General features: G+C 45.4%; 11 protein-coding genes, 2 tRNA genes and 1 rRNA gene. 11 read left to right on the forward strand and 3 right to left on the reverse strand.

The features are described 5' to 3' along the window. Positions 1–314: 314 nt before the first annotated feature. The 3 genes from GHNINEIG_RS09365 to GHNINEIG_RS09375 all read right to left on the reverse strand — a co-directional run bounded on the left by GHNINEIG_RS09365 (position 315) and on the right by GHNINEIG_RS09375 (position 2169). Positions 315–390, reverse strand: a tRNA-Ala gene (locus GHNINEIG_RS09365). A 69-nt stretch (positions 391–459) separates the two neighbouring features. Continuing rightward, positions 460–536: transfer RNA gene (locus GHNINEIG_RS09370), tRNA-Ile, on the reverse strand. A 77-nt stretch (positions 537–613) separates the two neighbouring features. After that, a 16S ribosomal RNA gene (locus GHNINEIG_RS09375) occupies positions 614–2169 on the reverse strand. A 651-nt stretch (positions 2170–2820) separates the two neighbouring features. Here GHNINEIG_RS09375 and GHNINEIG_RS09380 point away from each other — a divergent pair. The 11 genes from GHNINEIG_RS09380 (at position 2821) to GHNINEIG_RS09430 (ending at position 17467) form a co-directional block, all read left to right on the forward strand. Further along, complete coding sequence (locus GHNINEIG_RS09380; RefSeq protein ID WP_135796408.1) at positions 2821–3960, forward strand: histone deacetylase; 1140 nt, start codon at positions 2821–2823, stop codon at positions 3958–3960. A 10-nt stretch (positions 3961–3970) separates the two neighbouring features. Continuing rightward, positions 3971–4798: an amidohydrolase family protein gene (locus tag GHNINEIG_RS09385; RefSeq protein ID WP_135796409.1), complete on the forward strand. Its 828-nt coding sequence runs from the start codon at positions 3971–3973 to the stop codon at positions 4796–4798. Positions 4799–4992: 194 nt separating this feature from the next. Beyond that, positions 4993–5973 carry an ABC transporter permease gene (locus tag GHNINEIG_RS09390; protein WP_135796410.1) on the forward strand — a complete coding sequence of 327 codons (981 nt, stop codon included), beginning with the start codon at positions 4993–4995 and terminating at the stop codon, positions 5971–5973. A gap of 12 nt (positions 5974–5985) precedes the next feature. After that, positions 5986–6897: an ABC transporter ATP-binding protein gene (locus GHNINEIG_RS09395; protein WP_135796411.1), complete on the forward strand. Its 912-nt coding sequence runs from the start codon at positions 5986–5988 to the stop codon at positions 6895–6897. Beyond that, the gene (locus tag GHNINEIG_RS09400) at positions 6897–7370 is read left to right on the forward strand and encodes a CopG family ribbon-helix-helix protein (RefSeq protein ID WP_135796412.1); all 474 of its coding nucleotides are present in this window, start codon (positions 6897–6899) and stop codon (positions 7368–7370) included. Before GHNINEIG_RS09395 ends, GHNINEIG_RS09400 begins: the two co-directional genes overlap by 1 nt. After that, positions 7363–8136 (forward strand): urea amidolyase associated protein UAAP1, encoded by a 774-nt coding sequence (locus tag GHNINEIG_RS09405; RefSeq protein WP_135796413.1) that lies wholly within the window; start codon positions 7363–7365, stop codon positions 8134–8136. Before GHNINEIG_RS09400 ends, GHNINEIG_RS09405 begins: the two co-directional genes overlap by 8 nt. After that, entirely contained in the window at positions 8123–8767 is a 645-nt protein-coding gene (locus tag GHNINEIG_RS09410; protein ID WP_135796414.1) for an urea amidolyase associated protein UAAP2, read from the forward strand. Before GHNINEIG_RS09405 ends, GHNINEIG_RS09410 begins: the two co-directional genes overlap by 14 nt. A 49-nt stretch (positions 8768–8816) precedes the next feature. Continuing rightward, on the forward strand, positions 8817–12437 hold the full coding sequence (uca, locus tag GHNINEIG_RS09415; protein ID WP_135796415.1) for an urea carboxylase: 3621 nt from the start codon (positions 8817–8819) through the stop codon (positions 12435–12437). Next, positions 12437–14233, forward strand: a complete 1797-nt coding sequence (gene atzF / locus GHNINEIG_RS09420; protein ID WP_135796416.1) for an allophanate hydrolase — start codon at positions 12437–12439, stop codon at positions 14231–14233. Before uca ends, atzF begins: the two co-directional genes overlap by 1 nt. Positions 14234–14462: 229 nt before the next feature. Further along, positions 14463–16637 carry an HAD family hydrolase gene (locus GHNINEIG_RS09425; protein ID WP_135796417.1) on the forward strand — a complete coding sequence of 725 codons (2175 nt, stop codon included), beginning with the start codon at positions 14463–14465 and terminating at the stop codon, positions 16635–16637. Beyond that, the gene (locus GHNINEIG_RS09430) at positions 16637–17467 is read left to right on the forward strand and encodes an HAD-IIB family hydrolase (protein ID WP_135796418.1); all 831 of its coding nucleotides are present in this window, start codon (positions 16637–16639) and stop codon (positions 17465–17467) included. The genes GHNINEIG_RS09425 and GHNINEIG_RS09430 overlap by 1 nt, the downstream gene beginning before the upstream one ends. The last annotated feature ends 12 nt before the right edge of the window (positions 17468–17479 follow it).

Genomic DNA, 17479 nt, shown 5'->3' on the forward strand with positions numbered 1-17479 from the left:
TGTATCGTGATTTTAATATCGGAACCTTTACATTCGTCATATCAAAATCATTGAACTCTTAAGATACATTGTTACCTCGTTAGCCCAGTCGTTGGAGACAACTGGACTAACTCAATAAACTGGCGACACTTCAAACTAATTAAAGTTTAAAGTGCTGTCGTTATCATCAAATAACGCCAGTTTATTGTTTCTAAGTTTATTTTTTAACTTAGAGATTTTTCCTAATTTTTAAAGAACTTCTTTGTTTCTTCAGCCAATATGACTGTTAATAAACTCTAGTTACTTTTGTAACTAAAACTCATTAACAGGGATATTGGTGGAGCTATGCGGGATCGAACCGCAGACCTCCTGCGTGCAAGGCAGGCGCTCTCCCAGCTGAGCTATAGCCCCAATCGGGTAATCAGCAGGTGATCTTTCTTCCCCTGATTTCATTTCTGACTAACGATTTAGTGCAAAAATTGGTGGGTCTGGGTGGATTTGAACCACCGACCTCACCCTTATCAGGGGTGCGCTCTAACCAACTGAGCTACAGACCCAGGTCGTTCTCATCTTTTCAGTAATTCAGAAATAATTTATGTGAAAGCTAGCTTAAGCTCGCAACCGTCTTTGTCTTAAAGGAGGTGATCCAGCCCCAGCTTCCGCTAGGGCTACCTTGTTACGACTTCACCCCAGTCATGAATCACAAAGTGGTGAGCGCCCTCCCGAAGGTTAGACTACCCACTTCTTTTGCAACCCACTCCCATGGTGTGACGGGCGGTGTGTACAAGGCCCGGGAACGTATTCACCGTGACATTCTGATTCACGATTACTAGCGATTCCGACTTCACGGAGTCGAGTTGCAGACTCCGATCCGGACTACGAGAGGTTTTATGAGATTCGCGCACTGTCGCCAGTTGGCTGCTCTTTGTACCCCCCATTGTAGCACGTGTGTAGCCCATCCCATAAGGGCCATGATGACTTGACGTCGTCCCCGCCTTCCTCCGGTTTATCACCGGCAGTCTCATTAGAGTTCTCAACTAAATGTTAGCAACTAATGATAAGGGTTGCGCTCGTTGCGGGACTTAACCCAACATCTCACGACACGAGCTGACGACAGCCATGCAGCACCTGTCACTGCGTTCCCGAAGGCACCAATCTATCTCTAGAAAGTTCGCAGGATGTCAAGGGATGGTAAGGTTCTTCGCGTTGCATCGAATTAAACCACATGCTCCACCGCTTGTGCGGGCCCCCGTCAATTCCTTTGAGTTTTAATCTTGCGACCGTACTCCCCAGGCGGTCAACTTATCGCGTTAGCTACGCTACTAACCTTTTTAATAAGGCCAACAGCTAGTTGACATCGTTTACGGCTTGGACTACCGGGGTATCTAATCCCGTTCGCTACCCAAGCTTTCGCACCTCAGCGTCAGTTTTAAGCCAGGAAGTCGCCTTCGCCACTGATGTTCCTCCAGATATCTACGCATTTCACTGCTACACCTGGAATTCCACTTCCCTCTCTTAAACTCTAGATTGCCAGTATCGGATGCAGTTCCTAGGTTGAGCCCAGGGCTTTCACAACCGACTTAACAGTCCGCCTACGCGCGCTTTACGCCCAGTAATTCCGAATAACGCTTGCACCCTCTGTATTACCGCGGCTGCTGGCACAGAGTTAGCCGGTGCTTCTTCTAAAGTTAACGTCAAACTAAGCAGGTATTAGCTACTTAATCTTCCTCACAATTGAAAGTGCTTTACAACCCTCGGGCCTTCTTCACACACGCGGCATGGCTGCATCAAGGTTTCCCTCATTGTGCAATATTCCCCACTGCTGCCTCCCGTAGGAGTCTGGGCCGTGTCTCAGTCCCAGTGTGGCTGATCATCCTCTCAAACCAGCTATAGATCGTCGCCTTGGTAAGCCTTTACCTTACCAACTAGCTAATCTAACGCGGGCTCATCCTTTAGCGATAGCTTACAAGTAGAGGCCACCTTTACTCCGTAGAGCATATTCGGTATTAGCATACGTTTCCATATGTTGTCCCCAACTAAAGGGTAGATTCCCACGCGTTACTCACCCGTCCGCCACTCGACGCCCAAAAACGCACACCGAAGTGATTGTTCTTGTCGTTTCCGTCCGACTTGCATGTGTTAGGCCTGCCGCCAGCGTTCATTCTGAGCCAGGATCAAACTCTTCAGTTTAATCTTGATTATGTTTTTTAATGAGCTTAACTGCTCACAAAACTCTCGAAATTAACAAGGTACATGTTTTACCATATACATAGTTGTCGAGATTTTTTATATTTGCGGTTACTCACTTAAGTAACTTCCACATAAATTATCTCTGAATTACCTGATTTTTAAAGAACTCTTGGTCTTCCTTACCAAGCCGTCTCACTTCGTGTTCCGTCTCAGTAAGCCGAGTATTATAGGCTTAACTTCTAATCAGCGTCAAGCTTTTTTTACGCTTTTTTTTCGAAGTTTTTATTCTCGATTTTCATCTCAAATAGCCACTCAAAAAACCCTTTTAAACACTTCCAAATTCCGCTGCCGTAGCTGCTTTATTTGAGCTCTGTTTGAAAGAGATGCGTATTCTAACCGCCACCCGTTTTTTTGCAACCCTTTTCTTTACTTTTTTTAAAGTTTTTTGCTTTCTGATGCTTTTGGTTCGCAATACTACGATAAAGCGACATATTTTCGACTTATATTCTCCCTCAACACGTCAGCAAACCTTAAATCTGGATGAAATAAGAATCAAATGTTGAACTCGCTCGTTCCCTCTATACTTTTTAATCAAAAAACATACACTTTATAGAGAGACTATATTGAACGATTCTTTTTAGGAGAATAGCCATGTCCAGCAGAAGAGAGTTTATTAAGAACCTATTAGCCCTGAGTGCTCTCAGCTCAAGCTCGCTCAGCACCGTTAGTTTCGGAAAAGCCACCAGGCCTGGTCGTTTTTCTACAGGCGTGGTACTTGACCCTTTATTTTTTAAACACGACATGGCCGACCACCCTGAAAATGCCCAACGTTTAGTAGCCATTAATAACGAGATGGAAAAACAAGACATCTGGTCTCAATTAACGCCGGTTGAAAGCCGCCTAGCTACCAATGAGGAATTACTGTTAGCTCACACACAAAGCTATATTGATGAAATTGAAATACTGAGCGAGTCCGGCGGTGGCTTTTACGAGCCATACCAAGGTGACACTTACTTGAACACTTCCAGCTTTGATGCCGCCAAAATGGCGGCAGGCAGCAACATTAACTTAAATCTCGCCATTTACGATCGAAAGATCGACCATGGTTTCGCCCTGCTTCGTCCACCCGGTCATCACGCCTTACAAAATAAAGCCATGGGTTTTTGTATTTTTAATTCCGATATTATTGCCGCCCGTGCCTTGCAGAAATATAGAGGTGTCAAGCGTATTGCTATTATTGACTTTGATGTCCATCACGGCAATGGCACCCAAGACTTGTCGGACAATGACCCTTCCATTATGGCCGTCTCGATTCACCAGCACCCGTTTTGGCCGATGACCGGCGGACATACTTTTACAGGAAAAGACAACGCGAAAGGCACCGTCGTGAACTGCCCCTTCCCAAAAGGCGCTGGCGATCAAACCTATCTAAATGTCTACGACCAGGTCATCCACCCGAAGCTAGAAGCTTTCAAGCCCGAACATATTATTGTGTTTGCCGGTTATGACGCACATTGGCAAGACCCTCTTGCGGAGCATCAGGTCTCGGTAACCGGGTTTAACCAACTCGTAGAGAAATGCCTTAACTCTGCCAAGGAGCTCTGCGGAGGCCGAATCAGCTTTTCACTGGGTGGGGGCTACAACCTAGAGCCTTTAGCAAAATGTGCCGTCGGTACATTTCACACCTTACTAAACAACCCTGAAAAAAATATTGACCCAATTGGAAAGGCACCAACACCTGAGGTAAATTATCAGCAACGCATAAATGAACTGGTCACTTACCATTTATAAGAGGGTCGAAATGAAAAAGCTTCAATCCGTTCTGTTGATCTTATCAATAGGGCTATCATTAAATAGTGCCGCAGAACCTATGCCCATTTTTGACAGCCATTCACATTACTCTTTAGCGGACAGTCAGACATTATCCCCAGAACAGATTCAGCAACGTTATGACCGAAACCATATTATTGGCGCTTTAATTTCCAGCACTCCTACCGCCAAAACCGAATTACTCTATCAAGCGATGCCCAATCGGATTATTCCTTTTTTAAGTCTTTATCAAACCAAAGCAAACAAGCCAAACTGGATGCTTGACCTCTCAACGCTTAACGGTCTTAACGCAACACTCGACCACTTCCCCTATCAAGGCATAGGAGAGTTTCATATCTTTAAGCAAGATGTCTATAGCCCGGTCTTAGCCAAAGTAATCAAGACCGCTCAACAAAGAAACTTGATGATCATGATTCATGGTGATGCCGAAATTGTCGATCATATCTTCAAGCTTGCTCCTAACACAACGGTTATTTGGGCTCACTTAGGAACACACCCTACCCCCAACTCTTTAGCTAAGATTTTTAAAAGGCATCCAACACATCTATATATGGATACTTCGGTTAGAGATAACTTATTTGTTACTGCATCAGGCCAGATTAAACCGGAGTGGAAAGCTTTCCTTATCCAACACCAAGACAAACTTCTGGCCGCCATTGACACCTTCAGCACTCAACGCTGGTTAAGGTTCGACGACGCTGTCAGCAAAATTCGACTATGGCTGGAACAACTCCCAAAACCGGTCGCCGAAAAAATCGCCTACCAAAATGCCTTAGACTTATTCCAACCTCCTCAATAGACGCCCCAAAATACTTCAAACAAGCACCAAATCGAATAAAAAACACCAAAAATAAATTTTAAAAACTCCTAACACACTGAATTAAAAGGTCTTTTTTAACTGGTACACCCATTGCTTATTACGATTAAATAAAAACGTAATACTGTTTATGTTTGTTACTTTAAAAACAAACCATAACTCAAGAGACCTTTTCTATGGCTATACTTTCAAAATCTTGGACCACTCCACGCGTTGAACTCGATAAACGTTCAAGAAACTGGTTAACCTTCGCCAGTTTTGCGATTCCGATTCTGCTTTGGTCTATCGTCAGTTACGTGCCTTTCATCTGGCATCCGCAAGTAGAAATCACCGATCCGGGGGATGTCAGTTACTTTAGAGAAGGCACGTTGATTGATAAAGAAATTTATCAACGAGAGATCGATAAAATTCTCGTTAAACAAACCGAAACCGAGCAACCTGTTCACTTGCCAAAAGGTGAACCGGCCAATCCGGTTTATCTTCCAGCACCGCATGAAGTGGCTACGGCGCTTTACACAGCTTTCACAACACCGCCTAAACGCAGTAACGAACCCTGGTTTCATGAAAGCCTAGGACATTCCATTCAAATCATTGCTTGGGGGTTCTTTTGGTCCATGGTATTTGGCTTGCCGCTTGGACTGCTGGCTGGAACCTATGATTCGGCCTCTCGTTTAATCGAACCCTTTACCGAATTTTTTCGTTATTTACCCGCGCCGGCCTTTGGGGCTTTAGCGGTCGCCATCCTTGGTATTTATGACGCCCCCAAAATTGCCATTATCTTTATCGGAACCTTTTTTCAAATGGTATTGATTTCGGCTAATACCACTCGAAAACTGAACATGGCATTGATTGAAGCATCATTAACCCTAGGATGCAAAGGCATTTCGATGATTCGTCAAGTGATTATTCCAGGTGTACTGCCAGATTTATACCGAGATATGAGAATCCTGCTCGGTTGGGCATGGACTTACTTGATCGTAGCGGAATTAATCGGAACCAGTTCAGGGATTACTTGGTTCATCACACAGCAAGCACGGTATAAAAACTTCGACAATGTGTTTGCCGCCATCTTAATTATTGGGTTCATCGGTATTGTTACCGACATGATTTTAGCTCGCATTGGGAAGCGTCTTTTCCCATGGCATGGTTCACACTAAGGAGTGAGACAAATGACACAATCAAACCATCCCTTAGAAAAATGGCAAACACCGGCCATCAAAGACCGCAATCAACGCATTACCGAACGCCCTAAAGCTCTTGAGATTAATGCGCTTGAAAAATCTTTCGAACATAAAGGAAAAACCAATAAGGTACTCGATGGTATCGACTTTACCGCTTATAAACGTGAATTTGTTTGCGTCGTCGGTCCATCTGGCTGTGGTAAATCGACACTGGCTCGCCTGATTGCAGGCCTGGAAACCAAAGAAGCCGGTGAAATTTATGTGGAAAACAAAGCAGTCGTCGAACCTGGCCCTGATCGCGGCATGGTATTTCAAAGCTACTCTTTATTCCCCTGGATGTCGGTGAAAGAAAATGTCATGTTTGGTTTAACCCAAAGTGGCATGTCAAAAAACTCAGCCGAAACCGAAGCGTTGCAATGGATAGATTTAGTTGGGTTGGAAAAGTTCTCTGAGGCCTATCCACATCAATTATCCGGTGGCATGAAACAACGTGTGGCCATTATTCGAGCACTGGCAAACCAGCCTAAGGTGTTACTGATGGATGAACCCTTTGCGGCTCTTGACCCTCAAAACCGCCTAAGAATGCAGCAATATTTACTGGAAATCTGGCAAAACATTGATATCACCATCTTTTTCATCACGCATGACTTGGATGAAGCGATTTATTTGGCTGATCGCATCTTAGTGCTAGACGCGAATCCTGGACGCGTGCATGAAGTGGTCAATGTGCCTTTGCCTCGCCCCCGAGAAGAAGACACCATGCTCAGCCCAGAATTTATGGCGACTAAAGAATACTTGGAAAGTTTGGTTCACCCGCCACAACCAGAGCTAGATTTTGAAGAAAAATTAAGCATGGTGCGCCTTGTTCCCGTTAATGCTGAAGTACCGGATATATTCTAATGACACAAAATAATAATCACTTAGTCAGAACCAGCGCATCTTTACCCGCCAAAATATTGGAAGATTTGGACAAACTGGTCGTTGACCGAGGTTTCAACAACCGTTCTGCGCTATTGGCTGAAATCATTCAAAGAGAAGTGTCGGCATACCAGCAAGATCATACAAATGAAGTCATGGCAGGCACCTTAACTCTGGTTTATGACCATGCTGTACCCGGTTTGCAAATGAAACTGAATCAGCTAAAGCATCAATATGTCGCGGAAATCATTTCCTCAACACAAATACAGTTGATGAACCACCACACATTAGAAGTAAATCTAATGCAAGGACCCGCACAGGATTTAAACAAAATCAGCCATAAATTTCTCTCGAACCGAGGAGTGAAAACAGGCAATCTTTACTTAACCAATTTTGCTTTGCCGCCAATTTTTACGGCATCCAATGATTTTTCACAGGAGACGTCTGATGACTGAAAATACTGCTAACCTTTCTCAAAAAACAACCAGGCCTGGCGGTTTTATCTGGCAAGAACATTTGCCGGGTGGCGCACATTGGTCCGGCATCATTCGTCGCGGCACCGTGCTTCGTTTAACTGACATTGAAGGCAACGCCAATGTATCAATGTTAATGAACAACATTGAGGTTAAAAATGAACGCTACAACATGCCCGACACATTAAAAGCCCAAAAAACCGCGTTTTTGACGAAGCCCAATATGTGTTTTACCGATATGGGACGTGTCATCTGTTCAATTATCGAAGACACCTGTGGTTGGCATGACACTATCGGTGGGTTATCTCACGCCAAATCAGTCCAACAAAAATATGGTGACAAAAGCTACCAGACTGCTCATAACGACTACTTTAAAAACGGCTACGACAGTCTTTTAAATGAACTGGAAAAATGGGGGCTGAATGCCAGTGATATCATGCCCAATATCAACTGGTTCAGTAAAGTCCGCGTAGAAGATGACGGCAGCATGACCTATGTGCCAAACAATTCATCTGCGGGAAATTATGTTGACCTACGCTTTGAAATGGACGCCATTGTCTGCCTTTCAACCGTTCAACACCCGCTTGACCCCGCCCCTGAATACAACCCAAAACCAATTGAGTTGACCGTATTCAAAGCCGATGTTATCAAAAAAGACGATGCGTGCCGCTTACATCGCGCGGAAAATGAACGCGCTTATTACAACACCAAAATCTACTATGGAGAAAATCCCAATGACGAATGCTAATATTGATGCCAATCGAATTGTTTATCGTGAAGTCGTCGAAGCAGGCGATCCTTGGATGCATGAAGTCAAAGCCGGGCAGCGCTTTCGCATCGTCGACCTTGAAGGCAATCAAGCGGTAGATACCTTGTTTTACAATGCTCATGACCATTCCGAGCGTTATTCAGCGACGGATACGATTCGGGAGCAAGGCAATATTTATTTAACCAAGGGGTCCGTTCTTCAGTCGAACTTACTGAACCCCATGTTGACGATTGTGGATGACACCTGTGGTCGCCACGACACGATTGGTGGCGCGTGCTCAGCAGAGAGTAACACTGTGCGCTATGCCATCGAGAAAAGACACATGCACTCTTGTCGCGATTCTTTCTTAACGGCACTCGGGCAATGTGAATGCAATGCCGATAAGCCAATGACTAAAGGCGACTTATCCAGCAACATCAATTTCTTCATGAATGTTCCGGTCTCGCCAGATGGACATTTAGATTTTGATGACGGTATCTCTGCTCCTGGACGCTATGTGGAAATGGAAGCTCATATGGATACCTTGATTTTGGTCTCCAATTGTCCGCAACTGAATAACCCGTGTAATGGATATAACCCGACGCCTGTCGAAATGATTATCTGGAAATAAACAGCAAAACGAAATTGAACCCTTCAGAACGAGCTGAAAAGGAATAGCCATGTTTAAGAAAATTCTCATTGCCAACCGCGGAGCCATCGCAACCCGAATCATCCGTACCTTGAAACAAATGAACATTCAGTCAGTGGTGCTGGCATCCGATGCTGACCGCGCGTCATTGCACGTACAGCAAGCAGATGAAGTCATTTTCTTGAAAGGCAATGTAGCAACCGAAACCTATTTAAACGTACCGCTTATCTTGGAAAAAGCGCAAGAACTTGGTGTGGAAGCCATTCACCCAGGATATGGCTTTTTAAGTGAAAACGATGGGTTTGCCGAAACCTGTGAAAGCATGGGCATTAAATTCATTGGACCGGCACCTGACCATATTCGCGATTTCGGACTCAAACACACTGCACGCGAGCTTGCCATAAAAGCCAATGTACCGTTACTACCGGGATCAGACTTACTTTCCTCACTCGAAGACGCGCAACAAGAAGCAGACCGCATTGGTTTCCCGGTGATGTTAAAAAGTACCGCTGGTGGTGGGGGTATTGGGATGCAACGTTGCGATACGCCGGATGATCTTGCAGAAGCATTTGAGCAGGTCGCGCGTCTCAGTCAAAACTCTTTTGGTCAAAGCGGCATTTTCCTGGAAAAATTCGTGGTGAATGCACGCCATATTGAAATTCAAATCTTCGGGGATGGGCTTGGCAAAGTGGTTTCCTTTGGTGAACGTGATTGTTCATTGCAGCGTCGAAACCAGAAAGTGGTGGAAGAAACCCCCGCTGTCGGTATCAGTCGAGAACAGGTCGCCGAAATGGAAGCCCATGCCGTTCGACTGGGTGAGCTGGTAGATTACCAATCTGCCGGAACGGTTGAATACGTCTACGATGCCGATACCAATCAATATTACTTCTTGGAGGTCAACACCCGCTTACAGGTCGAGCATGGGATTACCGAAGCCGTGCGTGATGTCGATTTGGTTCAATGGATGATTCAAGTGGCTTACGACCAGACATTTCCAGAAGCGGTTAAGCCAGCACAAGGTCATGCTATTGAAGTACGTGTCTACGCCGAAGATCCTTTCAAAAATTTCCAACCCAGCTCAGGAAAACTGACCGGTTGGAAAATGCCAACAGATTGCCGTGTTGATACTTGGTGTACCAGCGGACAAGATGTCAGTTCTTATTATGATCCGATGCTGGCGAAAATCATTGTGAAAGGCGATGATCGTGCAACGGCGGTCACCAAACTTCAGACGGCTTTGGGTGAGACCCGTATCGATGGGTTTGAAACCAACATTATTTACCTGGCTGCACTCAGCCATGCGCCTGCGTTTATCAAAGCCAAAAACTTATATACCCAGTTTTTAAATAGCTTTACTCACCAACCGAGTACGGTCGAAATCACCAACCCGGGTACACACTCGATGCTGGTCAGTTACCCTGGTCGTTTAGGCTATTGGGACATCGGCGTGCCGCCTTCCGGGCCGATGGATGCCCTCTCCCATCGTTTGGCAAACCGCTGTTTGAACAACGAAGAAGAAGCGGCCACCATTGAAATGACGGTTTCCGGTGTCAGCTTGAAGTTTGACCGCGATACGGTGATTTGTATTACCGGGGCTAATATCAACCCTACGCTAGATAAACAACCGATCCCGCAAAATGAAGCCGTATCGGTGAAAGCCGGGCAACAACTGAAATCAAAAGTCATTAAATCACTGGGGCAGAGAGCTTACTTAGCCGTCAAAGGTGGCTTTGATGTACCGGATTATATGGGCAGTAAAACCACCTTCTCATTGGGTGGCTTTGGTGGTCATGCCGGCCGTCTATTGCGTGCCGGCGATGTATTGCATTTATCGACCTCTGTTGACGACACACAAATAAACCACCTACCATCGGAACTGATGCCAGAGTTGACCAATTATGCCGAAATCGCCGTGATTTACGGTCCACAAGGGTGTCCGGATTTCTTTACGGAGGAAGACATCGAAACCTTCTTCTCCACCGACTGGGAAGTGCATTACAACTCCAGTCGAACCGGGATTCGATTGAATGGTCCAAAACCCAATTGGGCAAGAACCGATGGCGGCGAAGCCGGATTACACCCTTCCAATATTCACGATAATGCCTACGCGATTGGCGCGATTGATTTTACCGGTGATATGCCGGTTATTCTGGCGCAGGATGGGCCTAGCCTAGGTGGGTTCGTCTGTCCGGCGACCATCATCGAAGCGGAACAATGGAAAATGGGGCAATTACGCCCTGGCGATAAAATCCGTTTCAAACCCGTTTCGACTGAAATGGCAGAAACCGCTTTAAAAGCACAAGAAGCTGCTTTGCAAAGCTTAACGCCAAAAGCCTTACCCGCTTTAACGTTTTTAAAGGAACCCACCGAACAATCGTGCCTCGCCTTTGAGCTGTCGGATAAAGAGCATGAATTCGGTGTCAAATACCGCCGCTCTGGGGACAGCCATGTCTTAATTGAATATGGTGCAATGGAATTGGATTTGGCTTTACGGTTCCGAATCCAGGTACTGACAGATAAACTCAAACAACTGAGAAACGACCAGGCCTGGCCATTTTTAAATGACTTAACCCCTGGTATCCGATCTTTGCAAGTGCACTATGATCCTCGCAAGATTTCTCAAAAAGACATCATTGCAAAACTGATTGCGTTGGAAGAAGAAATTTCTTCGGCACAAGATTTAACCGTGAAAAGCCGGATTGTGAAATTACCATTGTCTTGGGATGATCCGAGCACCAAGCTCGCGATTGAAAAATACATGAATTCGGTTCGTCCGGATGCCCCTTGGTGCCCGAGCAACATTGAGTTTATTCGCCGCATCAACGGGTTGGATTCGATCGAAGATGTAAAACGCATTGTATTCGAAGCCAAATACTTAGTAATGGGATTAGGCGATGTATATCTGGGCGCACCGGTTTCCACACCGCTTGACCCTCGTCATCGTTTGGTCACCACTAAATACAATCCGGCCCGCACCTGGACACCGGAAAATGCCGTTGGGATTGGAGGCGCATATATGTGCGTCTACGGTATGGAAGGCCCGGGCGGTTACCAATTTGTAGGTCGAACCATTCAAATGTGGAACGCTTATCGCAATACAAAATTTTTCCCACCTGGCAAACCCTGGTTGCTCGACTTCTTTGACCAGATCCAATTTTATCCGGTCAGTGAAGAAGAGTTGGCGCAAGCCAGACAAGACTTCCCATTAGGTCGCTACGATATTTCGATTGAAGAAACGACCTTATCACTGAAAGAATACCAAGCCTTTTTGGCCGAAGAATCCGACAGCATTGATGCTTTCAGAACCAAGCAACAAGCCGCGTTTGAAGCCGAACGTCAACGCTGGGAAGAAAACGGTCAGGCCAATTACGATGTGTCTTCAGACCAAGAAGAAATTGCGAATGAGCCGATGGCCGAAATCCCGGAAGGGTTTGAAGCGGCACTGTCGCCGATTACCGGAAGTGCTTGGAAAATTACCGTTAAGCCGGGCGATAAAGTCGAAGAAGGCGACGTGATTGCGATTTTAGAAACCATGAAAATCGAAATTCCAGTGGAAGCAGAAACCGATGGCGTGATTACTGAAATCTTAATTAATGAAGGCGACCTCATTCAAAATGGTCAAGCATTAATGGTTATGGAGGTCACAGACTAATGGACTGTCGTATCTCTCAATTACAAACAAGCTATGAGTCAGGGGAATTAACCCCCCGAAAACTGGTCGCGACGCTAAGGCAACAAGCACGGGAATATGCTGATTACAACCTGTTTACTCATCTATTGACTGAACAGGAACTGGAATTTTATCTAACTCGGCTGGAATCGACTGACCCGAACAGTCTGCCACTTTGGGGGATTCCATTTGTCATAAAAGACAATATTGATTTGGAAGGCATTCCCACCACGGCGGCCTGCAAAGAATTCGCTTATATGCCTAAGCAATCAGCCACTGTGGTGCAACTTTTGATTGATGCCGGCGCAATTCCTCTCGCCAAAACCAATATGGATCAATTTGCAACGGGTCTGGTGGGGACACGCTCACCTTACGGGGTTTGTCATAACGCATTTGATTTCGACATGATTTCAGGCGGTTCCAGTTCAGGGTCGGCCGTGGCGCTGTCTTTAGGGTTGTGCAGTTTTTCACTCGGCACCGATACAGCGGGGTCCGGTCGTGTACCAGCAGCGTTTAATAACTTGATTGGTCTAAAACCCTCGAAAGGACTGTTAAGCACATCTGGAGTCGTCCCAGCGGTGCGTTCTCAAGACGTGGTGAGCATCTTTGCCTTAAATGCACAAGACGCTTATACCGTTTTTGACACCGCAGCTCAGCCAGATTCAACCGATGATTTCAGTCGAACGGAAATCACCTTAACGCCTCCTGCATGGCCAACAAAACCGGTGATTGGTATTCCTGACAAAAACAGTTTAATCTTCAATGATGATGCAAAAGCTGAAGCCAATTTTATTGAGACCATCAAAACACTCAAAACACTTGGATTTGAAATCAAAGAAATTGATTTTCAGCCTTGGCTGGAAACCGCTAAATTACTGTATGGTGGTGCTTGGGTTGCGGAACGTTATGCTGCTATTGAGTCCTTTTTTGAAGCCAATGAATCTGTACTTGACCCTACAGTCGGCAATATCATTGCCGGGGCAAGAAATCTCTCCGCAGTGGATGCCTACAAAGGCAGCTATGCCTTACAAAAGGCGCAAAATGAAACGCAGTCCATCTGGAAAACCGTAGACTGTCTTTTAACGCCAACCACCCCCACTATTTTCAGTATTGAGGAAATCGAGTCTGATCCAATCGGGTTAAATTCGATACTCGGCACCTACACCAATTTTATGAATCTGCTGGATTATGCCGCCGTGGCCATGCCAACAGGATTCAGAGCCGACCAGATGCCAACCGGCATCACTTTGTTCGCTCCAGCTGGAAGTGACCGCAAGCTATTACAGTTGACTGATGAACTTCATGCTCATTTTGTTGACGTGGCTGGCGCTAAAAAAACCCCTCTTCCCACTGCGAACTCAAGCCTTTTTCAAACACCCGATACCATTCCATTAGCGGTGGTCGGTGCCCACCTCACCGATTTTCCGCTAAACACTCAATTAACTGAGCGTGGAGCGCAATTATTGAAAACCACTCAAACCGCGCCCAAATATCGTTTTTTTGAACTGGCTGGCGGTCCTATTTTAAAACCCGGTTTAGTCAAGGATGACTCAAAAGGAAGTTCCATCGAAGTCGAGGTTTGGGCGATGCCGAAACAACATTTAGGGTCTTTTCTCGCATTAATCCCCTCTCCATTAGGGCTCGGAAAAGTAGAACTGATCGAGGGCGATCAAGTGGTGGGGTTCATTTGCGAACCTTATGGCATCGAAGGCGCCACTGAAATCACTGAGACGGGCGGTTGGCGAAACTGGATGCAACAGAAAAACCCTCCTAAGTAACGTCCTGAATCGATTCAAAAAATGGCCAGGCCTGGTCATTTTTTTGAATTATCCTTGTTTTCTTTGTCACTTTTTGTACAATCAAACTAACTTCTTTTAAAAAATTCATACGTATAAAATCGGAAACACTTAGTCTTCCGTAAGCAACACATTTCTTTTGCATCACTCTTTAAGAGTGATAACCACGACACATACGCGTTCAACGACCAAGATAAGTGAAACACTAACTATGAGCGAACAGAACGAACAGGCGGGTCAGTTATACATTGCATTAATCAGTGTGCACGGTTTGATTCGTGGACAAAATCTAGAACTCGGACGAGATGCCGACACCGGCGGACAAACCCTTTATGTCCTTGAGCTGGCACAAGCATTAGCCAATCATCCTGCCGTCAGCAAGGTGGATTTATTTACCCGTCAAGTCATCGACTCAGCTGTTTCAGAAGAGTACGCCCTACCCATCGAGTCCGTCAGTGACCAATTTAATATTGTTCGAATTCCTGCCGGCCCCGATCAATACATTGCCAAAGAGCGCCTATGGGATTACCTTGATGCCTATACCGACAATATGATGGATTACCTGCGATTGCAGAAAAAAATGCCGGACATTATCCACAGCCATTATGCTGACGCAGGATATGTAGGCTACCACTTAGCCAACCAGCTGGCGATTCCATTGATTCATACCGGGCACTCCTTAGGTCGTGTGAAACGAGCACGATTACTAGCCAGCGGCCTAAGCGCAGATGAAATCGAATCTGTCTATAACATGACACGCCGGATTGATGCGGAAGAAGAAACCTTGGCCTCGGCAGAAAGAGTCATTACCAGTACGCATCAGGAAATTGAAGAACAGTATGAGTTGTATGATTTCTACCAACCGGAACAAATGAGGGTCGTCCCTCCGGGAACAAACTTAAATCATTTTATGCCACCCAAAGGTGACGAACTCACGTCTGATCTCTATTTTGAATTGACCCAACACTTAAAGACGCCTGACAAACCCATTATATTGGCGTTGTCGCGCCCGGACGCACGCAAAAACATCACAGCCCTGATTGAAGCTTATGGCCAGTCTAAACCCTTGCAAGCACTGGCCAATTTAATTATTATCGCTGGTAATCGTGACGATATTGACGATTTAGAAGATGGCGCACGCCATGTTTTTCATGATTTGTTGGTGGCCATTGACCGCTACGATTTATATGGCAAAGTCACCTTGCCTAAGCACCATCAACGAGACCAAGTCCCGTTTATCTATCGGATTGCTGCCGCATCGGGCGGTGTGTTCGTCAACCCGGCATTAACCGAGCCGTTCGGTTTGACTTTAATTGAAGCTGCTGCATCTGGCCTCCCGATTGTCGCCACAGAAGATGGTGGCCCAAGAGACATTATCGGTAACTGTGAAAATGGTATCTTAATTGACCCGCTAGAGCCTGAAACGATTACGGATGCCTTGTTAAAATTACTTGGCAATCAAAACTTAAAACAAACCTATATCGAGAAGGGTCTAAAAGGTGTTTTTACCCATTATGCCTGGGAAGCACATGCAAATAGCTACCTCGACTTGATTTGCCCAATCGTGAAAGAAAATGAACGTCTAGAGCGCAAAATAACCAAACGACGAACCGAGCTGTACCGAGATCGTGCATTCGTCACTAGCTTAGATCAAAACTTAATAGGCGACACCGCCTCTTTGCAAAGCCTCATTCAGCTTTTACGGTCTCATCGAAAAACCACTCTGTTTATCGTTGCAACCGGACGGCGCTTAGACTCGGCTTTAAGGCTTCTAAAGCATTACCATATCCCTGAACCGGATATTTTAATCAGTAGTAGCGGCACTGAAATCAGTTATGCGCCTAAATTGACAACGGACACATCATGGGAAAAACACATTGATTATCACTGGATGCCGCATAAGATTCGAAGCATGCTGGACAAATATCCCGGCTTGAAAAAACAACCTAAAAGTGAGCAAAATCACTTCAAAGTGAGCTATATCATTGATACCAGCATGGCAGACGTAGAAGAAATCAAACAACTATTGCATTGGGAAGAACAATCCGTCAATGTACAACTGTCTTTTGGAAAGTATCTGGATATTCTTCCCATCCGTGCATCCAAAGGAATGGCTTTGCGCTATGTCGCTAACCGCTGGGAAATTCCTTTGGACCGTATTTTTGTCGCCGGCGGTTCCGGTTCCGATGAAGATATGATGCGAGGGAATGCTTTAGCCGCAGTTGTCGCTAACCGAAACAAAGAAGAGCTATCACAATTGGTTGATGTCGACCGTATTTATTTTGCTAAAAAGCCCTTTGAAGAAGGCATCTTAGAAGCCTTGGAATACTATGATTTCTTTGACAGCTGTACCGCGCCGGAAGAACTTTCAAGGGAAGCCAATTAATGTCGTCTCGATTATTACTTTGCACGGATATGGATCGAACCATTATTCCAAATGGTGTTCAAAAAGAACTCTCCACCGCTAGACAGGACTTAAAAACCTTTTGCGACCGACCGGAAGTGACACTGGTTTATGTTACCGGGCGCCATCGAGCACTGGTTCAAGAAGCCATCGAGGAATATCAACTCCCTTATCCTGATTATGTCATCAGCGATGTCGGCACGAAAATTTACCAGACACAACAAGATGAATGGCAAGTACTTGACCAGTGGGAATCCGTCATCGACCAAGACTGGCATGGCAAAACCCACCAGGACTTACTCGAAACATTAACGCTTCTGGAAGGGATGGAGCTGCAAGAACCGAGCAAACAGAATACCCATAAACTCAGTTACTATGTCTCCTTATCAACCAATATTGACCGATTACTTAAAGAAGCCGATTCCCTGCTACAAGCACAGAAAGTCGATGCCAGCTTGATTTGGAGTATTGATGAAGCTGAAAATATTGGCTTGCTGGATATTTTACCGAAAAATGCCACCAAACTGCATGCGATACAGTTTTTACAACGTTTTCTAAACTACTCTTTGGAGGAAGTTGTTTTTGCAGGAGACAGCGGCAATGATCTTCCGGTACTCACCAGTGAAATTCATTCGGTATTGGTTGCCAACGCCAGTGATGACATTAAAAAGCAGGCGTTACATTTGGCACACGCCAATCAAACGACTGAAGCCTTATACCTTGCACAAAACCAATCAGGTGAAAACGGCAACTATGCTGCCGGTGTTTTACAAGGCGTTAGGCATTACATTCCAACACTTCAAAACATATAAAACATAATAAAG

This window comes from Hydrogenovibrio crunogenus (genome assembly GCF_004786015.1).
Taxonomy (GTDB): Bacteria; Pseudomonadota; Gammaproteobacteria; order Thiomicrospirales; family Thiomicrospiraceae; genus Hydrogenovibrio; species Hydrogenovibrio crunogenus.